The organism is Kitasatospora gansuensis (assembly GCF_014203705.1).
Lineage (GTDB): Bacteria > Actinomycetota > Actinomycetes > Streptomycetales > Streptomycetaceae > Kitasatospora > Kitasatospora gansuensis.
The window spans coordinates 5,380,797-5,403,440 of the sequence record NZ_JACHJR010000001.1 but is presented as its reverse complement, the minus strand read 5'-3'; the positions used below and the strand labels follow the sequence as shown (position 1 = coordinate 5,403,440).

Sequence of the window (22,644 nt, the reverse complement as noted above, 5' to 3'; positions counted from 1 at the left end):
TGCCCTGGCTTGTCGTGTTCGGCGCATTTCGGCCAGCTGGAGTGAGGAAGCGATCACTTTCCGTCAGATGACCGTCCGGATGGCGGTCTACCGGCCCCGGATATTGGCATGCCCACCGTTTGTACCGAATAGTGGACGGTCCCTCCCGCTATCCGTACAAGGTCTGGACCTGCCTGATGTCCTCCCCCACCCCCCAGCCGACGCTGGAGCCCACCGAGCGGTCGGCCACCGCCGCGCCGAGCGGCCTCACCCACGGCCTGAAGCAGCGTCACCTGTCGATGATCGCGCTCGGCGGCGTGATCGGTGCCGGGCTGTTCGTCGGCTCCGGGGCGGGCATCGCCGCGGCCGGTCCGGCCATCGTGCTGGCGTTCGCCGCCTCCGGCCTGCTGGTCATGCTGGTGATGCGGATGCTCGGCGAGATGTCGGCGGCCCGCCCGGCCAGCGGCTCCTTCTCGGTGCACGCCGAGAAGGAGATCGGCCCCTGGGCCGGGGTGGCGTCCGGCTGGGTGTTCTGGACCCTGCTCTGCGTCGGGGTGGCCGCCGAGGCGATCGCCGCCGCCGGGATCGTGCACGGCTGGCTGCCCGGCGTGCCCAGCTGGGCCTGGGTCGCGCTGTTCATGACCTTCTTCTGCGCCACCAACCTGGCCGCCGTGAAGAACTTCGGCGAGTTCGAGTTCTGGTTCGCCGCGATCAAGGTGACGGCGATCGTCGCCTTCCTGGTGATCTGCGTGCTCGCCATCCTCGGTCTGCTGCCCGGCACTTCGGCCCCCGGCACCGCCAACCTGACCGGCCAGGGCGGGTTCTTCCCGAACGGGCTGAGCGGACTGGTCACCGGTCTGCTCGCCTCGGTCTTCGCCTACGGCGGGCTCGAGACGGTGACCATCGCCGCCGCCGAGTCCGAGAACCCCCGGCGCAGCGTGAGCATCGCCGTGCGCACCGCGATGTGGCGGATCGCGCTGTTCTACGTCGGCTCGATGGCCGTGATCGTCACGCTGGTCCCGTGGAACGACCCCGAGGTGGTCAGCAGCGGCCCGTACGTCGCGGTGCTGGACGTCATCGGCATCCCGAACGCCGCGCAGCTGATGAACGTGGTGGTGCTGATCGCGCTGCTCTCCGCGATGAACGCCAACATCTACGGCTCCTCCCGGATGGCGTACTCGCTGGTCCAGCGCGGCCAGGGCCCGCGGGTGCTGGCCAAGGTCAGCGGCGGGGTGCCGCGGCTCGCGGTGCTGGCCTCCTCGGCCTTCGGCTTCTTCGCGGTGCTGCTCAGCTTCATCTGGCCGGAGACGGTGTTCGCCTGGCTGCTCAACATGGTCGGCGCGGCGGTGCTGGTGGTCTGGGGCTTCATCGCGGTGGCCCAGCTGCGGATGCGGCGGCGGCTGGAGCGGGAGGCCCCCGAGCTGCTCACCGTGCGGATGTGGGCCTTCCCGTACCTGACCTGGGTGGCACTGGCGGGCATCGTCACGGTGCTCGGGCTGATGACGCTGGATCACGACAACCGGGTCCAGCTCTACTTCACCGCGGCGCTCACCCTGGCGCTCTCGCTGGCCGGCTGGTTCAAGCAGCGCCGGGACGCCACCCGCGCCGACGCCTGATCAGCCCTTCGACAGCCCGGAGGCCCCGGACCCGCCGACGCGGGTACGGGGCCTCCGGCGTGCCGTCACTCGAAGGACGGGCCCGCGGTGCGGGTGCGCTTGATCTCGTAGAAGCCGGGGGTACCGGCCACCAGCAGGGTGCCGTCCCACAGCCGGGCGGCGGCCTCGCCGCGCGGGGTCGGGGTGACCACCGGGCCGAAGAACGCGACCCGGCCGCCTTCCGGGCCGTCCACCGCGATCACCGGGGTGCCGACGTCCTCGCCGACCAGGCCGATGCCCTCGGCGTGCGAGGCGCGCAGCGCCTCGTCGTACTCGGTGGAGTCGGCCGCGTCGGCCAGCTCGACCGGCAGGCCGGCCGCGACCAGGGCCGCCTCGATGGTGGCCCGCTCGTTGGGCAGCTTCTGGTTGTGGAAGCGGGTGCCGAGCTCGGTGTAGAGCGGGCCGAGCACCTTGTCACCGTGCGCCTGGGCGGCGGCGATCAGGACCCGGACCGGGCCCCAGCCCTTGGCGACGAAGTCCTTGTACTGCTGCGGCAGGTCCTCGCGGTGCTCGTTCAGCACCGACAGGCTCATCACGTGCCAGCGGGTCTGCACCGGGCGGAGCTGCTCCACCTCCAGCATCCAACGGGACGTCATCCAGGCCCACGGGCAGGTCGGGTCGAACCAGAAGTCGGCGATCTTCTTGGAGTCTGCGGTCGTCACTGACGGCGTCCTTCGCTCGGTACGGGCGGGTTCCACGGTCAGCAACAGCGGCGGGCCACCGCTGATTCCGGCCGACTGGTGCAATGGCACCGCGGGACGCCCATGAAAGGATGCGCCTGGGACGACCTCCCGACAGAGACCGTGCGAGCCGGACAAAGGAGTACCGCCCGTGCCGGGCAAGAACCTGAGCCGCGAGGAAGCCCAGCAGCGGGCCGCCATCCTCTCGGTGGACAGCTACCGCGTCCACCTCGACCTCACCTCGGCCGTCGATCCGACGGCCGCCACCTTCCGGTCGACCACCACCATCGCCTTCCGCTCCGCCGAGGCAGGAGCGGCGAGCTTCGCCGACCTGCTGGCCCCGCAGGTCAGGTCCGTCACCCTGAACGGGCGTCAGCTGGACCCGGCCGAGGTCTTCGACGGCACCCGGGTGGCGCTGGCCGAGCTGGCCGCGCAGAACCTGCTGGTGGTCGAGGCGGACTGCGCCTACAGCCGCACCGGCGAGGGCCTGCACCGCTTCGTCGACCCGGTGGACGGCGAGACCTACCTCTACACGCACTTCGAACCGGCCGACTCCCGGCGGGTGTTCGCCAACTTCGAGCAGCCCGATCTGAAGGCCCCGTTCACCTTCACGGTGACCGCCCCGGCCGCCTGGGACGTGTACGCCAACGGGGTGCACACCGCGATCACCGAGGACGGCACCGCCCGGGTCTGGGAGTTCGCGCCGACGCAGCCGATCTCCACCTACCTGACCGCCGTGGTGGCCGGCCCGTACCACGTCGAACGCGACCACTACAGCCGGAAGCTGGCCGACGGCTCGACGCTGGAGATCCCGCTCGCGGCGACCTGCCGCAAGTCGCTGTCGAAGCACTTCGACGCCGACGAGATCTTCACCGTCACCAAGCAGGGCCTGGACTTCTTCCACACCGAGTTCGACTACCCGTACCCGTTCGGCAAGTACGACCAGTGCTTCGTCCCCGAGTACAACATCGGCGCGATGGAGAACCCGGGCTGCGTCACCTTCCGCGAGGAGTTCGTCTTCCGCTCGAAGGTCACCGAGGCCGCGTACGAGGGCCGGGCCAACGTCATCCTGCACGAGATGGCGCACATGTGGTTCGGCGACCTGGTCACCATGAAGTGGTGGGACGACCTCTGGCTGAAGGAGTCGTTCGCCGACTTCATGGGCTCGTACGGGCTGATCGGCGCGGGCACCAAGTACAAGGCGGCCTGGATCACCTTCGCCAACCGGCGCAAGGCCTGGGCGTACCGGCAGGACCAGTTCCCCACCACCCACCCGATCACGGCCGACATCCGTGACCTGGAGGACGCCAAGCTCAACTTCGACGGCATCACCTACGCCAAGGGCGCCTCGGTGCTCAAGCAGCTGGTGGCGTACGTCGGCGCGGAGGCGTTCTTCGAGGGTGCCCGGCACTACTTCAAGCGGCACGCCTTCGGCAACACCGTGCTCGGCGACCTGCTCGGCGCGCTGGAGGGCACCAGCGGACGGGACCTCACCTCCTGGGCCGCCGCCTGGCTGCAGACCTCCGGGGTCAACTCGCTCACCCCGCAGCTCACCGTGGACGCCGACGGCCGGATCACCGAGTTCGCGGTGCTCCAGGACGGCGGGACGCTGCGCCCGCACCGGATCGCGATCGGCTGCTACGACCGGGACGCCGACGGCGCGCTGGTGCGCACCGAGCGGGTCGAGCTGGACGTGGACGGCGCCCGCACCGTGGTGCCCGAGCTGGCCGGCAAGCCGCGCCCGGCGCTGGTGCTGCTGAACGACGACGACCTGACGTACTGCAAGATCCGGTTCGACGACCACTCGCTGGAGACGCTGCGCGAGGGCCTCGGCGACATCACCGAACCGCTGTCCCGCGCGCTGGCCTGGTCCGCCGCCTGGAACCTGACCCGGGACGGGCTGATGCCCACCCGGGACTACCTCGACCTGGTGGACCGGTTCGCCGGCCCGGAGTCGGACATCGGGGTGCTGCAGTCGCTGCACCAGCAGGCCAAGGGCGCGCTCGACCTGTACGCCGCGCCGGAGCACCGGGCGGCGGGCGCACGGCAGTTGGCCGCCTGCGCGCTGCGCGAGCTGCGCGCCGCCGAGCCGGGCAGCGACCACCAGCTGGCCTGGGCCCGGTTCCTGGCGCTGACCGCGCACGAGGCCGAGCACCTCCAGCTGGTCGAGGGCCTGCTGGCCGGCACCGCCCGGATCGACGGTCTGGTGGTGGACCAGGAGCTGCGCTGGGCGCTCTGGCTGGCGCTCGCCGCCACCGGGCGGGCGACACCCGAGCAGCTGCGCGGCGAGCTGGAGCTGGACAACACCGCGAGCGGGCGTCAGCACCTGACGCAGAGTCTGGCCGCGCTGCCCACCCCCGGTGCCAAGGCCACCGCCTGGGCCTCCGTGGTGGACTCCGACGAGCTGCCGAACGCGCTGGTGGAGGCCCAGATCGCGGGCTTCGCCCAGCCCGGCCAGCGCGAGCTGACCGCCGGCTACGCCGACACCTACTTCGAGGTCATCGAGGCGGTCTGGGCCCAGCGGTCGATCGAGATCGCGATGCGGATCGTCGGCGGCTTCTTCCCGCGGTTCCAGACCGACCCGGCCACCCTGGCCGCCGCCGACGCCTGGCTGACGGAGCACCAGGGCGCCGCGCCCGCGCTGCGCCGCCTGGTGCTGGAGTGCCGGGACGACCTGGCCCGCGCGCTGCGCGCGCAGGCGGTCGACCAGGCCTGAACACGCCGAAGGGGCCGCCCACTTGTCTTCAAGTGGGCGGCCCCTTCGGTCTGTCCGGGGGTGCTACTTCAGGGTGGCCGAGGTCAGACCCGACTGCACCTGACGCTGGAAGGACAGGTACACCACCAGCACCGGCAGCATCGCGATGGTCATGCCCGCGAACAGCGCCGGGGCGTCGCTCTTGTAGCCGGACTGCAGGGCGAGGTTGACCAGACCCTGGGCCAGCATCGAGTGGTCGGCCTCGCCGGCCGAGGTCGGCTGCATCAGGGTGACCGGCAGGATGTACTGGTTCCACTGCCCGAGCACGTTGAAGATGCCGACGCTGATCAGGCCGGGCTTGGCCATCGGCACCATCACCCGGAAGAACGCCCGCGAGTGCGAGCAGCCGTCCAGCATGGCCGCCTCGTGGATCGCGGTCGGCAGGGTGCGGAAGAACGAGTGCAGGAAGAACACGGTGAACGGCAGCGAGTACGCCGTGTACACCAGGATCAGGCCCGCGTAGCTGTTCAGACCGAGGTAGGGGCTGATCTCACCGAGGTTGCGGACCATGAAGAACAGCGGGACGAGCGCGAGGTAGACGGGGAACATCGCGCCCGCGACGAACAGGAAGTAGATCGGCCGGTTGCCCTTGAACTCGTAGCGGGCCAGCACGTAGGCCGCCATCGCACCGAGCAGCATGGTCAGGGTGAGCGAACCCGCGAGCACGATCAGGGTGTTGGCGAAGTAGCCGCCGATGCCCTTCTCCCAGGCGGTGCCGAAGTTCTTGAAGCTCCACTCGGTGGGCCAGCTCCAGGCACTGGTGTTGATCTGGGAGTCGGTCTTGAACGACCCGAGCACCACCCAGGCCAGCGGGAAGATGATCATCACGGCCCAGATGGCCAGGAAGCCGTGCGAGAACACGTTCAGCACACCGCCGCCGTCGCCGAAGCGGGCCTCCTTGACCGGCGGCCGGGGCTTGACGGAGCGTTGGGCGGGAACGGTCCCGGTCTTGTCGATGCTGGTACTCATGCCATGGCCCCGCTCAGTACTCGATGCGCTCGCGCCGGGTGACCCGCAGCGAGACGACGGACAGGATGAGGGTGAAGAAGAAGATCACAACACCCATCGCGCAGGCGTAGCCCGCCTCACCGAAGGCGAGGAAGTTGCGCATCAGGTACGTCGACATCAACTCGCTGTGGTGGTCGGGGCCACCGCCGTAGGTGCGGCCCGGGGTCATGCTGGCGACCAGCGCGAAGGCGTCCATCGCCACGATGGCGAGGTAGACCCAGGCGGTCTGGATGGTCTCCCAGAGCAGCGGCAGGGTGATCTTGAAGAAGGTCTGCCCGCGCTTGGCGCCGTCCAGCAGCGCCGCCTCGTAGATGTCCTTCGGGATCGACTGCATGGCCGCCGAGAAGAGCACCAGGTAGAAGCCGACACCGCCCCAGACCAGGACGCCCATGATGCACCAGAGCACCAGGTTCGGGCTGTTCAGCCACTCCATCGGATGCTGCGGGTCGACCAGGCCGAGCTTGATCAGCGCGCCGTTGGCCAGGCCCGCGGCGTCGCTGCGGTACACGGCCTGCCAGAGCACCGCGAGGATCGCGATCGACAGGACCTGCGGGAAGAAGAAGACCACCTTGTAGAACGCGGCGCCGGCCACGCCCTGGACCCCGCCGGTGCCGCCCTTGCCGCCCACGTTGAGCATGAAGGCGAAGAACAGCGCGATCAGGATGGTGGCGACCGGGAGCACGGCGAGCAGGAGCAGGTTGTGCCAGAGCGCGCCGAGGAAGACCTCGTCACCGAGGAGCTTGGTGTAGTTGTCCAGGCCGACGAAGTTCATCTCCTGGCTCTGCCCGGACCAGTCGGTCAGGGAGTATCCGAAGGTCTGCGCGTAGGGCCAGAGCACCAAGCCCACGTACAGCAAAATCGGAAGAAAGAGGAACCCCACGATGAAGGGGTACTTGCCGTGACGCATGGTCACATCTCCTGTCCGTCAGGCGTGAGCGCACCGGGGGACTGGTGCGGGAGCCCCCCGGTGCGCGGTGTCACTTCGCCGGTCAGGCGGTCTTGTTCTTGGTGGCCGACTCCTTGGCGCGCTTGATCCACTCCGCCGGAGTGATGCGCTTGGCCAGGAGCTCGCCCGAGGCGTTCTGCAGGTCCTCGTCGAACTTGCTCGCGGTGTTCGGGTACTGGAAGTTGAAGACGTTGGCCCCCGCCGCCTTCAGCGCCACCACGGTCGACTTGGTGCCCGGCTTCAGCTGGACCTCCGGGCCGACACCGTCCTTGAGGCAGGTGAGGCTGTTGGCGGCCTGGGCGAACTTGCCCGACGCCTCCTTGGTCAGCATCATCCGGAGGAACTCCAGGCCGCCGGCCACGTTCTTGGCCTTGGTCGGCACCACGAACGGCTCGCCGGAGCCGGCCCGGATGGCCTCGAACGGAAGCTTGTCGCCGGGCAGCGACGGCATCGGCAGGAAGGTCATCTCGAAGTCGGCCGGGGTGGAGGTGAGCTGCTCGTTCTCCAGCCAGGAACCGGACGGGATGAAGACCGCCTTGTACTGGTTCCACGCGGTCTGCGACTCGGTGTGGGTCATGCCGTTGGTGCCGGGGAGCAGGAAGTCCTTCTCCACCACCTGGAAGAACGCCTCGACGGCGGTCTTCACGGCCGGGTCGTCCCACGCGGTCGGGTCGAGCTTGTCGATCCGGGCCATCAGGTCGAGGCCGCCCTGCTTGGCGATCATGTCCAGGATGGCGACGTTGATGTAGTACGGGTACTTGCCCTGGTGGGCGAGCGGGGCGATGCCCTTGGCCTTGGCCTGCTCACAGACGGTGATGAACTCGGCCCAGGTCTTCGGCACGGTCCAGCCGTTGTCCTTGAAGAGCTTGCCGGAGTACCAGAGGCCCCACATCGTGTACGCGTACGACAGGTTGTAGACCTTGCCGTCGATCGTGCCGGACTCGATGGTGCCGGGCATCAGGACGTCGCGGACCTTCTTCGACGGGTCGTCGATGTACGGCGCGTCCAGCAGCGGGGCCAGGTCGACCAGGCTCTTGTCCTTGACCAGGACGTCCAGCTTGATCTGCTTGTTGCCCGAGTCGTCGATGACGTCCGGCGGGGAGCCGGCGTTGAAGCGCGGCTGCAGCTTGCCGGTGATGTCCTTGTCGGCCTGCTGGTTGACCTTGGCGTCCGGGTAGGTCTTGGAGTAGATCGCGGCGAACGCGGCCAGGTAGTCCTTGCCGTAGCCACCGTCGAAGATGAAGGCCTCGAGGCCCGCCTTCGGGTCCACCCCGAACGGGTTCTTGGCGTCCTTCAGGTTGTACTCGCCGGCCTTCTTGCTGTCGCTGCTGCCACTGCCGCCGGCGCAGGCGGCGAGCAGCGAGCCGCTGCCGGCCGCGAGCACGGTGATGGCCGCGGCCCGCTTGAAGATGTCACGGCGGTTGTACTCGGTTGCAGAGCCCATGAGTGCCCTAACCCCTCGGTGTCCAGAAGATGCGTACAGGTACTGACGGATCGTCAATTCCTGCCAGTGAGGCGCGCCCAGCGGCCAAGGGGCCGGTCAGAGGCGGTTTCTGTGATGGGCAAAGGTATAGTCCACTGTTCATCTGGCAGCAATAGCCGAACCGCTCGAAGCGGCCCCTGGGGGCCAAAGCGTTGTCGGCGATGCAGCATGTGCAATGTGCAGGGGGCCTGCATATTTCCCCATCTGGCCCGTCGATGGAGGAGAATCTAGCGCGCTAGTGTTCGTTTGAACATAGAAACGCGCAGCTTTGCGCATCACAGAACAGTGACACATCAAGCTGCGCGCGGCTTTTGGGGCGGATTGAGCATCCATCAGGACGTCGGAACGCACAAGGGCCCGGACCGCCGTGCGGTCCGGGCCCTTCGTTTTCAGGCAGGTCAGCCGATCAGGCTGCGCAGCACGTACTGCAGGATGCCGCCGTTGCGGTAGTAGTCCGCCTCACCGGGGGTGTCGATCCGGACCACCGCGTCGAAGGAGACGTCGCCCGCGGTGACCTTGACGGTCTTCGGGGTGCGGCCCTCGTTGAGCTCGGTCACGCCGGTGAAGGAGAAGGTCTCCTCGCCGGTCAGACCCAGCGACTCGGCGGTCTGGCCCTCCGGGAACTGCAGCGGGAGGACGCCCATGCCGATCAGGTTCGAGCGGTGGATGCGCTCGTAGGACTCGGCGATGACGGCCTTCACACCGAGCAGCGCGGTGCCCTTGGCGGCCCAGTCACGGGACGAGCCGGAGCCGTACTCCTTGCCCGCCAGGACGACCAGCGGGATGCCGGCGGCCTGGTAGTTCTGCGAGGCGTCGTAGATGAACGACACCGGCGCGTCGGCCTGGGTGAAGTCGCGGGTGTAGCCGCCCTCGGTGCCCTCGGCGATCTGGTTCCGCAGCCGGATGTTGGCGAAGGTGCCGCGGATCATCACCTCGTGGTTGCCACGGCGCGAGCCGTACGAGTTGAAGTCGCGCTTCTCCACACCGTTCTCGGTGAGGTACTGCGCGGCCGGGGTGCCCGGCTTGATGTTGCCGGCCGGGGAGATGTGGTCGGTGGTGACCGAGTCGCCCAGCTTGGCCAGCACGCGGGCGCCGGTGATGTCGTTCACCGGGCTCGGGGTCTTGGCCATGCCCTCGAAGTACGGGGGCTTCCGGACGTAGGTGGACTCGGCGTCCCACTCGAAGGTGTTGCCGGTCGGGATCGGGAGCGACTGCCAGCGGTGGTCACCGGCGAAGACGTCCTGGTAGCCCTTGTCGAACATCGCCTCGTCGATGGAGCTCGCGACGGTGTCGGCGACCTCCTTCTCGGTCGGCCAGATGTCGGCGAGGAAGACGTCGTTGCCGTCCTGGTCCTGGCCGAGCGCGTCCCGGGTGATGTCGATGTTCATGTTGCCCGCGAGCGCGTAGGCGACCACCAGCGGCGGCGAGGCCAGGTAGTTCATCTTGACGTCGGGGTTGATCCGGCCCTCGAAGTTGCGGTTGCCGGAGAGCACCGAGACGACCGCGAGGTCGGCCTCGTTGACGGCCGCCGAGACCTCCTCGGGCAGCGGGCCCGAGTTGCCGATGCAGGTGACGCAGCCGTAGCCCACCAGGTTGAAGCCGAGCTTCTCCATGTAGGGGACGAGGCCGGCCTTCTCGTAGTAGTCCATGACGACCTTGGACCCGGGGGCCAGGGTGGTCTTGACCCAGGGCTTGACGTGCAGGCCCTTCTCCACGGCCTTCTTCGCCAGCAGGGCGGCGCCCAGCATGACGGAGGGGTTGGAGGTGTTGGTGCAGGAGGTGATCGAGGCGATCACGACCGCGCCGTTGTCGATCTCGTACTGCGAGCCGTCGGGGGCGGTCACCGCGGTCGGCTTCGAGGCCTCGGCCGAGTAGACCGGCAGCGCCTCGGCGAACTTGGTCGCGGCCTCGGCCAGGATGACCCGGTCCTGCGGACGCTTCGGGCCGGAGATCGACGGGACGACGGTGGAGACGTCCAGCTCGAGGTACTCGGAGTAGACCGGCTCGACCGACGGGTCGTGCCAGAGGCCCTGCTCCTTGGCGTACGCCTCGACCAGCGCGAGCTGCTGCGCGGAACGGCCGGTCAGCTTCAGGTAGCTGATCGTCTCGGCGTCGATCGGGAAGATCGCGCAGGTGGAGCCGAACTCCGGCGACATGTTGCCGATGGTGGCGCGGTTCGCCAGCGGGATGGCGGTGACGCCGGCGCCGTAGAACTCGACGAACTTGCCGACCACACCGTGCTTGCGCAGCATCTCGGTGATGGTGAGCACCAGGTCGGTGGCGGTGGTGCCGGCCGGCAGCTCGCCGCTCAGCTTGAAGCCGACCACGCGCGGGATCAGCATGGAGACCGGCTGGCCGAGCATCGCGGCCTCGGCCTCGATGCCGCCGACGCCCCAGCCCAGCACGCCCAGGCCGTTAACCATGGTGGTGTGCGAGTCGGTGCCGACGCAGGTGTCGGGGTACGCCTGGCCGTTGCGGACCATGACGGTGCGGGCCAGGTGCTCGATGTTGACCTGGTGCACGATGCCGGTGCCCGGCGGGACGACCTTGAACTCGTCGAACGCGGTCTGGCCCCAGCGCAGGAACTGGTAGCGCTCCTTGTTACGGCCGTACTCGATCTCGACGTTCTGGGTGAACGCGTCCTGGGTACCGAACTTGTCGGCGATGACGGAGTGGTCGATGACCAGCTCGGCCGGCGCCAGCGGATTGATCTTCGCCGGGTCGCCGCCCAGCTCCTTCACGGCCTCGCGCATGGTGGCCAGGTCGACCACACAGGGGACACCGGTGAAGTCCTGCATGATCACGCGGGCGGGCGTGAACTGGATCTCCTCGCTCGGCTGGGCGTTCTCGTCCCAGTTGCCCAGCGCCCGGATGTGGTCGGCGGTGATGTTCGCGCCGTCCTCGGTGCGGAGCAGGTTCTCCAGCAGCACCTTGAGGCTGTACGGCAGCCGCTCGGAACCCTCGACGGCGGAGAGCTTGAAGATCTCGTACGACTCGTCGCCCACCTGCAGCGAGCTGCGGGCGTCGAAGCTGTTCGCGGACACGACTGACTCCTTTTGGATCCACCCGGTGGTAAGGTGACCCTAACTTGGGCCCGCCCGGCCTCCGGTGGGGGCGTACGCCTCTCGGCAACTATCTTGACGTCAAGATAAACCATAGCGCGGAGTTATCTCGATGTCGAGATAAACCATAGTGCATGCCCGGGTGAGCCCCGCGTCAGGCAGGCCCCTGTTCGACGCTCCGGCCGCGATACTTCTCCAAACTTCCGCCCCCGCTGCCGTCACGCAACTTCGCCGCTCGGACGGCGGCCCCCGGCAGGGCCCCGGGGCGGGGGTGCTGATCCGCCGTCAGGCTACGGTGGGGCCGGTTCGTGTTCGGTTTGTGGTCGGTTTGTGGTCCGGTCGGAGGGTGTTCCCGTGATCGTCGTCGATGCTTCCGCGCTGGTACTGGCGTTGGCCGATCAGGGCCCCCGCGGCGAGGCCGCCCGGGCCGAGCTGGCGGCGGACCGGGAGTGGGCCGCGCCGGAGCACGTGCTCATCGAGGTGATGCAGTCCCTGCGCGGGCTCTACCTGGCCCGCGAGGTACCGGCCGAGCGGGTGGGCCAACTGGCCGCCGAACTGCCCGGGCTGACCATCCGCAAGATCTCGGTCGCCCCGCTGCTCGGACGGGTCTGGGAGCTCAAGGACAACCTGACGCCGGACGACGCGGCGTACGTCGCGGTGGCCGAGCAGCTCGGGGTGCCGCTGGTGACGGCGGACCTGCGGCTGATGCGGGCCAGCGGGCCGCGCTGCGAGATCCGGGGCATCGGCGGCTGACGGGTGAGTGGCTGGTCCGGTCAGGTGAGCCGCACGGACGGGCTCATGGCGGACGCCCCGTACGGGTGACTTCCCGGGCCGGGGTGCGCCCAGGCCCCGCCGGAACTGGCAGCTTGGGGCTGAACCCTCCGGAAAGGCCCACTCATGTACGCCGCCCCCGTCCTGGCGCTCGCCCTGCTGCAGCCGCTCCTCCCGCCGGCCTGCACGGTGGAGGCCACCTTCGACAGGACGAACGGCATCGCGCCCGCCACCGCCGTCAGCTTCGCCCCGGACGTCGTCCCGTACGGCGCGGGCGTCCGGATCGTGGTGCACCGGGCCGAGGGCCACACCACCGTCGCGATGACGGTGGACGGGCTGACACCCGGTCACGTCTACCCCGTGCACGCGCACGCGCGGGGCTGCGGCACCGTCCCGGCCGACTCGGGCCCGCACTACCAGGACCGGCCTGACCCGGTGCAGCCCTCCACCGACCCCGCCTACGCCAACGACCGGAACGAGCTCTGGCTCACCCTGCGCACCGACGAGACCGGCCGCGCCACCGCGAGCAGCACCGTGGAGTGGGAGTTCCGGGACGGTGCGGCCGGTTCGCTGGTGCTGCACGCCGGCCAGGACGGGCACGGGCACGCCTTGGCGCAGCGGGTGGGCTGCGTCAACGTGGGCTTCTGACGGGGTTGGACTGCTGAGGGCTGCTGAGGGCTGCTCAGGAGCCGAGCGTCGCCACCAGGATCGCCTTGATGGTGTGCAGGCGGTTCTCGGACTGGTCGAAGACCACCGAGTGGGCGGACTCGAAGACCTCGTCGGTGACCTCCAGCTCGCTGAGGCCGGAGACCTCGAAGAGCTGGCGGCCGACCTCGGTGCCCAGGTCGTGGAAGGCCGGCAGGCAGTGCAGGAACTTCACCGACGGGTTGCCGGTGGCGCGGACCGTCTCCATCGAGACCTGGTACGGCTTCAGCAGCGCGATCCGCTCCGCCCAGACCTCCTTGGGCTCGCCCATCGAGACCCAGACGTCGGTGTAGAGGAAGTCGGCCCCGGCCACGCCCTCGGCGACGTCCTCGGTGAGGGTGATCCGGGCGCCACTGGTCTCGGCCAGCGTCTGGGCCGCCTTCTGTACCTCCGCCGTCGGCCAGAGCTGCTTCGGCGCGACGATCCGGATGTCCATCCCGAGCAGCGCTCCGGTGACGAGCAGTGAGTTGCCCATGTTGTAGCGGGCGTCGCCGAGGTAGACCAGGGTGGTCTGCTCCAGCGGCTTGGTGCCGTGCTCGACGACGGTGAGGATGTCGGCCAGCGCCTGGGTGGGGTGCCACTCGTCGGTCAGCCCGTTCCAGACCGGGACGCCCGCGTGGGTGGCCAGCTCCTCCACCAGCACCTGACCGTGACCCCGGTACTGGATGCCGTCGAACATCCGGCCGAGCACCCGGGCGGTGTCCTTGATGGACTCCTTGTGGCCGAGCTGCGAGCCGGACGGGTCCAGGTACGTGGTGCTGGCACCCTGGTCGTGGGCGGCCACCTCGAACGCGCAGCGGGTGCGGGTGGAGGTCTTCTCGAAGACCAGCGCGATGTTCTTGCCGGTCAGTCGGGGCTGCTCGGTCCCCGCGTACTTCGCGGCCTTGAGCTGGGCGGACAGGTCCAGCAGGAAACGGAATTCCTGCGCGGTGAAGTCCAGCTCCTTGAGGAAGTGCCGGTTCCGGAGGTTGAAGGCCATGCCGGGCTCCTGGGTTGCGGGGACAGTGAGACGGGAAGTGTATACGACTTCCAGAATTCTTATGCAGCAGGAGCCGAGCGTGGCGGGCCACCCGTCCATGCGGGTGGCCCGCCCGCGTGGGTGGCCCGCCCGCGTAGGTGGCCCGCCCGGGCCGGTGTCAGAGCCGGGGGTCGACCGGCTCCGACTCCAGGGCGAGGACGGCGAAGACCGCCTCGTGCACCCGCCAGAGCGGTTCGGCCCCGGCCAGCCGGTCCAACGCCTCCAGGCCGAGCGCGTACTCCCGCAGCGCGAGCGAACGCTTGTGGCCGAGCGAACGCTGCCGCAGCTCGCTGAGGTGCTCGGTGTAGTCCGGACCGTAGATGATCCGCAGGTACTCCCGGCCACGGACCTTCACCCCCGGCTGGACCAGACCGCCCCGGCCGCCGGCACCGCCACGGACCAGCGAGGCCAGCGGCTTGACCACCATGCCCTCGCCGCCCGCGCCGGTCAGCTCCTCCCACCATGCGACACCGGCCGCGACCGAGGCCGCGTCGGAGGTGTCGACCAGCAGCCGGCCCGTCCGGTGCAGGATCGGGGCCGCCGGGTCGTCCGCCGCCACCAGCCGGTCGATCCAGCCCAGGTGCTCGTCGTGCGAACGGACCGCGAGGTTCGCCCCCTCGGCCGCCAGCACCTGGAACGGGGCCAGCCGAAGACCCGTCAGGCCCTCGGTGGGCCAGCAGTAGCGCCGGTACGCGACCGTGAACGCCGCCGCGTCCGCCGACCGCTGCCGCTGACGCCCGATCAGCTCGTCCAGCGGCAGCCCGCGGGCGGCACCGAGCTCCAGCGCGGCGAGCGCCTCCGGCAGCGCGGCACCGGCCGCCGCGCCGACCGCCGCGTACTGACGGCGCAGCAGCTCGACCGCCTTGAGCGACCAGGGCATCAGCTCCGCGTCCAGCAACAGCCAGTCGGTGCCCAGCTCCTCGAACAGCCCGGCCCGCTCGGCCGCGGCCCGGAGCCGCTCCAGCACGGCGTCGGTGAGCTCCTGGCCGTTCAGGAAGGCCCGGCCCGTCCTGGTCCAGATCGCGCCCGAACCGGCCAGGCCGAACCGGCGCTCCAGCGCGGCGGCGTCCCGGGCGACCAGCACGACCGCGCGGGAACCCATGTGCTTCTCCTCGCAGATCACCTGCTGGACCCCGTCGTTGCGGTAGCCCAGGAAGGCCTCCTCCGGGTGCTCCAGGAACCCCTCCCGGCGCGAGGTGGCGACCGGCGCCATGGTCGGCGGCAGGTAGGCGAGCAGCCGCGGGTCGAGCGCGAACCGGCTCATCACCTCGAGCGCGGCGGCCGCGTTCTCCTCCCGGATCGAGACCCGGCCGTGCTGGGCGGTCTCCACGATCCGGCGGCCCGCGACGTCCTGGAGGTCGAGCGGACGGCCCTCCCGGGCGCCCGGCGCGTCGGTGTGCATCGGCCGGACCGGGGCGTACCACTCCTGCTCCGCCTCGACCGTGACCAGCTCGCGCTCCGGGTACCGCAGCGCGGTCAGGCTGCCGCCGAACACACAGCCGGTGTCCAGGCAGATGGTGTTGTTGACGAAGCTCGCGGTCGGCACCGGGGTGTGGCCGTAGACCACCAGGGCCCGGCCCCGGTACTCCTCCGCCCACGGGTAACGGACCGGCAGACCGTACTCGTCGGTCTCGCCGGTGGTGTCGCCGTACAGCGCGTGCGAGCGGACCCGGCCGGAGTTGCGGCCGTGGTACTTCTCCGGCAGACCGGCGTGACAGACCACCAGGTTGCCGCCGTCCAGCAGGTAGTGGCTGACCAGACCGCGCATGAAGGCGCGGACCCGGGCGCGGAACTCCTCGCTCTCCTCGGCCAGCTGGTCGATGCTCTCCTGGAGACCGTGCGAGACGGTGACCTTGCGGCCGTCCATCCAGCGGCCGAGCTTGTTCTCGTGGTTGCCGGGCACGCAGATCGCGTGGCCCGCCTCGACCATGCCCATCACCAGGCGCAGCACTCCCGGGCTGTCCGGGCCGCGGTCGACCAGGTCACCGACGAAGACCGGGGTACGGCCCTCGGGGTGCACGGCGTCGACCGGGCGGCCCCGCTCGTCCCTGGCCAGCGTGTAGCCGAGGGTGGTGAGCAGGGTCTCCAGCTCGGACCGGCAGCCGTGGATGTCACCGACGATGTCGAACGGTCCGGTGAGCTCTCGCAGGTCGTTGTAGCGCTTCTCGGTGACCACCTCGGCCGCCTCGGCCTCGGCCACACCGCGCAGGATGTGCACCTTGCGGAAGCCCTCGCGCTCCAGCCCGCGCAGCGAGCGGCGCAGCTCGCGCTGCTGACGGGGGATCACGTGCGCGGCGAACTGGCGGTCCGGCCGGGCCTTGTTCCGCTCGACGCAGACCTCCTGCGGGAGGTCGAGCACGATCGCGACCGGCAGCACGTCGTGGTCGCGGGCCAGCTTGACGAGCTGCTTGCGGCTCTCCGGCTGGACGTTGGTGGCGTCCACCACGGTGAGCCGGCCGGCCGCCAGGCGCTTGCCGACGATGTAGTGCAGCACGTCGAAGGCGTCGGCCGAGGCCGACTGGTCGTTCTCGTCGTCGGCGACCAGGCCGCGGCAGAAGTCCGAGGAGACCACCTCGGTCGGGCGGAAGTGGCGGCGGGCGAAGGTGGACTTGCCGGAGCCGCTGGTGCCCACCAGGACCACCAGCGAGACGTCGGTGACGGGGAGGGAGCGGGTGGACGGGCGCTCGGCCGGGGTGCCGGCGTCGGTGCTGCTGGTGTCGGTGTCGTCGGTCATCAGGCTGCGCTCCCTTCGGTGGTGACGGTCGGTGCGGTGGCTTCGGCCGCGGTTGCTTCGGCCACAGTTGCTTCGGAGGCGCGGCGGAACAGGGCGAGCTGGGTCGGCGCGCCGACCTCCTCGTCCAGCGGGCCGACCGGGCGGACGGTGACGGAGTAGCCGTAGTCGGCCGCGATCCGCTCGGACCAGGCCAGGAACTCCGCCCTGGTCCACTCGAACCGGTGGTCGCTGTGCCGGACGTGACCGGCCGGGAGGGTCTCCCAGCGGACGTTGTACTCGACGTTGGGGGTGGTCACGACCACGGCACCGGGGCGGGCCGCGCCGAACACCGCGTACTCCAGCGCGGGCAGCCGCGGCAGGTCGAGGTGTTCGATCACCTCGGAGAGCACCGCGGCGTCGTAGCCCTTGAGCCGGTCGTCGGTGTAGGTGAGCGCGCCCTGGACCAGCCGGACCCGGGCCGCCTGACGCTCCGACATCCGGTCCAGCCGCAGCTTGCGGGCGGCGGCGGTGAGGGCGCGGGAGGACACGTCCACACCGAGCACCTCGGTGACCCGGACGTCCTTCAGCAGTGCCTCCACCAACTCGCCCTGGCCGCAGCCGAGATCGAGCACCCGGGCGGCGCCGACCTCGGTCAGGGAAGCCAGGATCGCCTCCCGGCGGCGGACCCCGAGACTGACCGGCTTGGGCTCCTGAGCCGTCGTCGGGTCGGACGTCGGGTCCACCCGCTGCTCGGCTGCTTCCGGTGCGTCGTCGGACTCCGGTGCGTCGTCGACCGCGTTGTCCACCTCCTCGGCCTCCCGGTCGTCGGCCTCGGCCAGCCGGGCCAGCTCCAGCCGCTCCAGTGCCGTCCTGGTCAGCGACCAGCGGCGGGCCAGGTACCGACGGGTGATCAGCGCCAGCTCCGGGTGCGCCCCGAGCCAGCCCTCCCCCGCGGCCAGCAGCTTGTCCACCTCGTCGGGCGCGACCCAGTAGTGCTTGGCACCGTCCAGCACCGGCAGCAGCACGTAGAGCTGCTGCAGCGCGTCGGCCAGCCGGATCTCGGCGGACAGCTCCACCCGGACGTAGCGGGAGTCGCCCCACTCCGGGAAGGTCTCGTCCAGCGGGATCGCGGTGGCCTCGACCTGCCAGCCCAGCGGCTCGAACAGCCGCCGCACCATGGCCGGGCCGCCCTCCTCCCCCGCGCCGTTGGCGGGCACCGCGGGCAGCGAGATCCGCACCGGCCGCGACTGCTCCGCCAGACCGGGACGCTGCTCACAGACACCCTTCATCGCCGTCCGGAACACCGTCCGCAGCGCGACCGCGAGCAACGAGGAGGCCGCGTAGGGGCGGTCGTTGACGTACTGCGCGAGCGCGAAGTTGGGTGAGCCCCCGCGACCCTTGCCCCGGCCCTTGCGGACCAGTGCGATCGGGTCGACGTCCAGCAGCATCGCCGCCGTGCACGACTCGGTGCCGGTCTCCGGGTAGAAGACGTGGGCGACACCGTGCGAGGTGGAGAAGCGCTGCACCTTGTCGGGGTGCTTGTGGAGCAGAAAGCCCAGGTCGGAAGCCGGGCGTTCAGCCGTGCCTGTGGTGGAGATCGAGATGAACACCCGTCCGAGTATTGCTGACGGCGGATGCGGGGGGCACCGGGTTTTCCCGGCGCTGAGCCGGCCGTTTCCCGAGGTGGAGGGCTGCCCGGCCGCCGTTCGGAGGGGTGGCCTGATGTCCGCACGGTGAGCGTGTTCGTCAGCCCGGGCGGTGATTCGTTAACGTGCTCGATGTGACTGCTGAAACCTCCTCCCTCGTAAGTGGTGCCGTGGCCGTCGGCCTGGCGACCATCGCCGCCGACGGCACCATCCTCGACACCTGGTACCCCGCCCCGGAGCTGGCCGCCGCCCCCGGCCCGGCCGGCACCGTCCGGCTGACCGCCGAGGAGGCCGATGCCGCGCTCGGTGCGGGCGCCGCCGAGGCGCTGCGCGCCGACACCCGCCGGGGCGTCGAGGTCGTCGCGGTGCGCACCACCATCGCCTCGCTGGACGAGAAGCCGATCGACGCGCACGACGCCTACCTCCGTCTGCACCTGCTGAGCCACCGTCTGGTCCAGCCGCACGGCCAGAACCTGGACGGCCTCTTCGGCCTGCTCGCCAACGTCGCCTGGACCTCCATCGGCCCGGTGCCGGTGGACCAGGTCGAGCGGGCCCGGCTCGCCGTCCGCGCGCAGGGCGGGCAGCTGGCCGTGTACGGGATCGACAAGTTCCCCCGGATGACCGACTACGTCGCGCCGAGCGGGGTCCGGATCGCGCACGCGGACCGCGTCCGGCTCGGGGCGCACCTGGCCGTCGGCACCACCGTGATGCACGAGGGCTTCGTCAACTTCAACGCGGGCACCCTGGGCACCTCGATGGTCGAGGGCCGGATCAGCGCGGGCGTCGTGGTCGGCGACCACAGCGACATCGGCGGCGGCGCCTCGATCATGGGCACCCTCTCGGGCGGCGGCAAGCAGGTCGTCTCGGTCGGCGAGCGCTGCCTGCTCGGCGCCAACGCCGGCATCGGCATCTCGCTGGGCAGCGACTGCGTGGTGGAGGCCGGTCTGTACGTGACGGCCGGCACCCGGGTCACCACCCCGGACGGGAAGATCGCCAAGGCGGTGGAGCTGTCCGGCCAGGACAGCCTGCTGTTCCGCCGCAACTCGCAGAGCGGCGCCGTCGAGGTCATCGCGCGGTCCGGCTCGTGGGGCGGCCTCAACGCGGAGCTGCACGCTCACAACTGATCTCCCGTCAGGGTCGGTCGGAGGACATCGGTCGGCGGACAGGACTGAGCCGACCGGCAGGGCGGTGGAGGCGCGGGGCCGGGCAACCGGCGCCGCGCCTCCGGCATTTCCGGTGCTCTCCCCGACGCCGGTGGGCTCGGGGCGGTGGCGCGGGCAGGACCGTTTAGCCCAGCGGCCGGGCGAGCCGCAAACCGGGATCACCCCTGAGGCTGACCGGGGGCGGGTGTTGGACCTCTACGAGTGGTCTGTGGTGACCGGGCGTCGGCAGAGGTCGTTGGACCGGCGGGGCCGCTTGCCCGAGCGGCGGCTCTGCCACCGACGCCCGTCGGTTCACACCGCACTACCGAGCTGGAGGGGTCCGCTCATGTCCGAGCCCTGGTCCGAGGCACCCGTTACACCGCAGCAGGACGCGCCCGCCCCGGCGGCCTCCCCCGGCACTCTGCTGGAGCAGATGCAGCGCATGCTCGCCGACCTGAACGCCAACCTCGCGGGGCTGGACGCCGACCTGCAGTCCTCGGCCGGACGGACCGGCGAGCAGCGCGACGCGGACGACCGGTCCACCGAGTCCGCCGGCCGGGGCTGACCGCCCCGCGCCGTGGCCGGCGGCCCCAGCGGTACGACCAAGGTCGGCACCCCCTGGCTCTCCGCCGGTCCGGCCCCGGTCACCGCTCCGCGGCCAGGCTCGGCCGTGGTCTCGGGCTCCCGCTCCGCCGCCTCCGCCGCCTCCCGGCGGAGTGTCCGGAGCAGCTCGACCACCACGTCCTTGCACTCCGAGCCCGCGTCCACGCCGTCGATGCAGCGCCAGTACAGGCTCTCCCCGTCCGCTCCGCAGGCCAGCACCACCAGGGCCTCGGCCATGTCGTGCAGCAGCAGGCCGAGTTCGGTCAGCACCGGCTCGAGCTCGCCGAGCTCGTCCAGCCGGGCGGCCCGGCCGTTGCCGCCCCAGTCGGCCCGGTGCCACTCCGCGTCCGCGGTCTCCTGCGCGCTCTCGGCCGGGCTTGGCTCCTCCAGGCAGCTGACTGCGTGTGCGCCCGCATCGCAGAGCATCTGCCCGAGGGCGGCCAGCTCCCCGCTCTCCCGCCCGGCGATCCCGGCCCCGACGGCCTCGGTGAGCAGCCCCGCCTGCCAGGCCTCCACCAGCGCGTCCGACGCACTCCGGGCCTCCGCCAGGGCGTGCCGGGCCGTCTTGATCAATCGCAGCGCGTCCATGCCTCGCCGCTCCCCTCACTCGCGTCCGACCGTCGTCTCTGACGGTGTGTCACGCGGCAAGAGTGCGGCGGGTCCGGGTGTTGTGGCCGAAACAGCCGGAAAGCTGTGGACAACCCGCCCCCTGTGGACAACTTCCGTCACCCACACGAGGGACCAACGGGTCAGCTCGCGGTCAGACTGACGGTCAGATCGGGAAGCGGATCTCGTTGCGCTCGATCTTGGCCGCCAGCGCGGCCGCCGGGTCCACGCCGACCGCCGTACAGAACTGGAGCAGGTAGGCCAGCACGTCGGCGACCTCGTCCCGGACCCGGTGCGCGCGGTCCGGATCGGCCATCACCGTCGCCGCCTGCTCGGGGGTCAGCCACTGGAAGATCTCCAGCAGTTCGCCCGCCTCCACGCTGAGCGCCGCCGCCAGGTTCTTCGGGGTGTGGAAGGGCTCCCAGCCCCGGGCGGCCGCGAAGTCGGTGAGCCGCTGCTGAAGTTCGTCGAAGGTCTTGTCCGTCACGACTACAGGTCTACCCCATCGGTGCCGCTGCGGGCGCCCTGCAGCGGCACCCGGGCCGACTCGGGCCGCAGCACGCTGTGCCCGCTGGCCGGATCGCGCCGGCACTCGATCAGCTCGACGCCGAGGCCCGGTTCGCGCGCCGGGGCCGCGTCCTGCACCGCACCGAGCAGCCGGATGTCCTCCTTCTCGCACACCTCCCGGGCCAGCCGGAGCAGCGCCGAGACCTGCTCCGCCCCGAGCCCGGCGGCCAGATCCTCGGCCAGGACGGTGAGCTGACGGTGCGCCGCCGGGACCTCGACGGCCGGATCGACGTCCAGCACCCCGGCGCCGGTGAGCAGCACGGTGGCGAAGGCGAGCAGCCGCAGCATGCCGTCCGAGGCCTGGTCCGCGCCCGTCCGGCCGAGCACTCCCTCGTCGAAGACGGCGAGCAGCTGCTCGCGGGCCTCCGGGCCGCGCCGGGCCACGTCCAGGCCGAGCAACGGGTGCGGGGCCGCCTGCTGGACGGCCTTCAGCAGCCGGCCGTACCGGCGGGTGCACTGCTGCTTCACCCGGGCCAGTACGGGTGAGATGTTGGCGGCCGAGGCGAGCAGCCGCGCGTCCTCCTCGGGCTCGGCCCAGTCGCGCATCAGGGCGGGCACCGGGTGCAGCGGGAAGACCTCGCGCAGGGCGGTGAGGAGCTGCTCGGCGGCGGCCAGCACCTGGCGCTCGCCGTTCGAGGAGCCCGCCACCCGGAGCGGGATCTGAGCGGTGATCAGACTGTCGTTGGGGAACGGTGCCCGGATGTCGCCCTGCCGGGTGTCGTTGTGCCAGGTGACGTTCACCCTGCCGTGCGCGACGTCCTGCTCCCCGGTCTCCACCAGGGTCTGCCCGGCGCAGGTGAGCCACTCCCGGGCGACCCGGACCGGGCCGTCGGTGCGGACCACCAGTTCGAGCCGGATCGGCCCGGCGGCGGAGCGGACGGTGCAGCCGAGGATGATCGCGTTCCGGCCGTGCGGGACACAGCCGAGCAGGCCGCCCCGGATCGGCAGCGCGAGCGGCCCCGAGATGCCGCCGAGCCCGTCCAGCGAAGGGCCGATGGGCTCGCCGAGGGAGAGCCGGGAGAGGGTGGCCAGCGCGTCCAGCGCGTTCGATTTTCCGACGCCCGAGGGGCCGTGCAGGACGGTCAGCGGCGAGAGCGGCAGGGTGGTCCGGCGATAGGACTTGAAGGAGGTGAGGCGCAGCTCCTCCACGGTGGGGCGGAGGACGGGGCGGACGGCGGCGGGACGGACGACTTCGCTGGTCACTCGGGGGACGTTAGCCGCCGTCGGAGGTGGCGAAACGTGCCTGCGGCGCATCTTCATCCCAACGAGTCCCGGCCGGGTCCGACGGTAACCGGGCGAGAACAG

Annotated in this window: 16 protein-coding genes; 5 read left to right on the top strand and 11 right to left on the bottom strand. The window is 70.7% G+C overall.

Annotation, left to right across the window (positions count from 1 at the left end; genetic code table 11):
* Positions 1 to 278: 278 nt before the first annotated feature.
* The gene (locus F4556_RS24125; RefSeq protein ID WP_246511750.1) at positions 279 to 1,595 is read left to right on the top strand and encodes an amino acid permease; all 1,317 of its coding nucleotides are present in this window, start codon (positions 279 to 281) and stop codon (positions 1,593 to 1,595) included.
* A gap of 65 nt (positions 1,596 to 1,660) precedes the next feature.
* On the opposite strand, the gene F4556_RS24120 is transcribed toward F4556_RS24125, so the two are convergent.
* Positions 1,661 to 2,296 (bottom strand): mycothiol-dependent nitroreductase Rv2466c family protein, encoded by a 636-nt coding sequence (locus F4556_RS24120; RefSeq protein ID WP_184919461.1) that lies wholly within the window; start codon positions 2,294 to 2,296, stop codon positions 1,661 to 1,663.
* A gap of 169 nt (positions 2,297 to 2,465) precedes the next feature.
* On the opposite strand from F4556_RS24120, the gene pepN reads away from it, so the two are divergent.
* Positions 2,466 to 5,030, top strand: a complete 2,565-nt coding sequence (pepN, locus tag F4556_RS24115; RefSeq protein ID WP_184919459.1) for an aminopeptidase N — start codon at positions 2,466 to 2,468, stop codon at positions 5,028 to 5,030.
* 63 nt (positions 5,031 to 5,093) lie between these two features.
* Here pepN and F4556_RS24110 read toward each other — a convergent pair whose 3' ends face one another.
* The 4 genes from F4556_RS24110 to acnA form a co-directional block, all read right to left on the bottom strand.
* Positions 5,094 to 6,038 (bottom strand): carbohydrate ABC transporter permease, encoded by a 945-nt coding sequence (locus tag F4556_RS24110; RefSeq protein ID WP_184919457.1) that lies wholly within the window; start codon positions 6,036 to 6,038, stop codon positions 5,094 to 5,096.
* 13 nt (positions 6,039 to 6,051) lie between these two features.
* Complete coding sequence (locus F4556_RS24105) at positions 6,052 to 6,984, bottom strand: carbohydrate ABC transporter permease (RefSeq protein WP_184919455.1); 933 nt, start codon at positions 6,982 to 6,984, stop codon at positions 6,052 to 6,054.
* A gap of 82 nt (positions 6,985 to 7,066) precedes the next feature.
* Complete coding sequence (gene ngcE / locus F4556_RS24100) at positions 7,067 to 8,467, bottom strand: N-acetylglucosamine/diacetylchitobiose ABC transporter substrate-binding protein (RefSeq protein ID WP_184919453.1); 1,401 nt, start codon at positions 8,465 to 8,467, stop codon at positions 7,067 to 7,069.
* A 437-nt stretch (positions 8,468 to 8,904) separates the two neighbouring features.
* Positions 8,905 to 11,550, bottom strand: coding sequence for an aconitate hydratase AcnA (gene acnA, locus F4556_RS24095; RefSeq protein ID WP_184919451.1), 2,646 nt, complete (start codon positions 11,548 to 11,550; stop codon positions 8,905 to 8,907).
* Between the two features lie 372 nt (positions 11,551 to 11,922).
* On the opposite strand from acnA, the gene F4556_RS24090 reads away from it, so the two are divergent.
* Together F4556_RS24090 and F4556_RS24085 are read left to right on the top strand one after the other, a co-directional pair.
* Positions 11,923 to 12,321, top strand: coding sequence for a type II toxin-antitoxin system VapC family toxin (locus F4556_RS24090; RefSeq protein WP_184919448.1), 399 nt, complete (start codon positions 11,923 to 11,925; stop codon positions 12,319 to 12,321).
* Between the two features lie 144 nt (positions 12,322 to 12,465).
* Positions 12,466 to 12,987: a superoxide dismutase gene (locus F4556_RS24085; RefSeq protein ID WP_184919446.1), complete on the top strand. Its 522-nt coding sequence runs from the start codon at positions 12,466 to 12,468 to the stop codon at positions 12,985 to 12,987.
* A 34-nt stretch (positions 12,988 to 13,021) separates the two neighbouring features.
* Here the strand turns inward: F4556_RS24085 and argF are convergent, their stop codons facing one another.
* The 3 genes from argF to F4556_RS24070 all read right to left on the bottom strand — a co-directional run bounded on the left by argF (position 13,022) and on the right by F4556_RS24070 (position 18,385).
* Positions 13,022 to 14,023, bottom strand: a complete 1,002-nt coding sequence (argF, locus tag F4556_RS24080) for an ornithine carbamoyltransferase (protein ID WP_184919444.1) — start codon at positions 14,021 to 14,023, stop codon at positions 13,022 to 13,024.
* A 157-nt stretch (positions 14,024 to 14,180) separates the two neighbouring features.
* Positions 14,181 to 16,796, bottom strand: a complete 2,616-nt coding sequence (locus F4556_RS24075) for a polynucleotide kinase-phosphatase (protein WP_184919442.1) — start codon at positions 16,794 to 16,796, stop codon at positions 14,181 to 14,183.
* Positions 16,796 to 18,385: a 3' terminal RNA ribose 2'-O-methyltransferase Hen1 gene (locus F4556_RS24070; protein ID WP_184919440.1), complete on the bottom strand. Its 1,590-nt coding sequence runs from the start codon at positions 18,383 to 18,385 to the stop codon at positions 16,796 to 16,798. The genes F4556_RS24075 and F4556_RS24070 overlap by 1 nt, the downstream gene beginning before the upstream one ends.
* Before the next feature lie 170 nt (positions 18,386 to 18,555).
* Here F4556_RS24070 and dapD point away from each other — a divergent pair, with 170 nt between their 5' ends.
* A complete protein-coding gene (dapD, locus tag F4556_RS24065) occupies positions 18,556 to 19,545 on the top strand; it encodes a 2,3,4,5-tetrahydropyridine-2,6-dicarboxylate N-succinyltransferase (protein WP_376775744.1) in 990 nt (329 codons plus the stop codon).
* Positions 19,546 to 19,875: 330 nt separating this feature from the next.
* On the opposite strand, the gene F4556_RS24060 is transcribed toward dapD, so the two are convergent.
* The 3 genes from F4556_RS24060 to F4556_RS24050 form a co-directional block, all read right to left on the bottom strand.
* Entirely contained in the window at positions 19,876 to 20,754 is an 879-nt protein-coding gene (locus tag F4556_RS24060; protein ID WP_184919436.1) for a DUF6099 family protein, read from the bottom strand.
* Between the two features lie 184 nt (positions 20,755 to 20,938).
* Entirely contained in the window at positions 20,939 to 21,259 is a 321-nt protein-coding gene (locus tag F4556_RS24055) for a nucleotide pyrophosphohydrolase (protein ID WP_184919434.1), read from the bottom strand.
* 2 nt (positions 21,260 to 21,261) lie between these two features.
* On the bottom strand, positions 21,262 to 22,542 hold the full coding sequence (locus tag F4556_RS24050; protein ID WP_184919432.1) for an AAA family ATPase: 1,281 nt from the start codon (positions 22,540 to 22,542) through the stop codon (positions 21,262 to 21,264).
* Between the last annotated feature and the right edge of the window lie 102 nt (positions 22,543 to 22,644).

Bases quoted from the DNA above. Each gene is read 5' to 3' on its own strand.
- F4556_RS24125 (WP_246511750.1), top strand. From the start codon at position 279: ATGATCGCGCTCGGCGGCGTGATCGGTGCCGGGCTGTTCGTCGGCTCC.
- F4556_RS24110 (WP_184919457.1), bottom strand. From the start codon at position 6,038: ATGAGTACCAGCATCGACAAGACCGGGACCGTTCCCGCCCAACGCTCC.
- F4556_RS24105 (WP_184919455.1), bottom strand. From the start codon at position 6,984: ATGCGTCACGGCAAGTACCCCTTCATCGTGGGGTTCCTCTTTCTTCCG.
- ngcE (WP_184919453.1), bottom strand. From the start codon at position 8,467: ATGGGCTCTGCAACCGAGTACAACCGCCGTGACATCTTCAAGCGGGCC.
- F4556_RS24085 (WP_184919446.1), top strand. From the start codon at position 12,466: ATGTACGCCGCCCCCGTCCTGGCGCTCGCCCTGCTGCAGCCGCTCCTC.
- argF (WP_184919444.1), bottom strand. From the start codon at position 14,023: ATGGCCTTCAACCTCCGGAACCGGCACTTCCTCAAGGAGCTGGACTTC.
- F4556_RS24075 (WP_184919442.1), bottom strand. From the start codon at position 16,796: ATGACCGACGACACCGACACCAGCAGCACCGACGCCGGCACCCCGGCC.
- F4556_RS24060 (WP_184919436.1), bottom strand. From the start codon at position 20,754: ATGGACGCGCTGCGATTGATCAAGACGGCCCGGCACGCCCTGGCGGAG.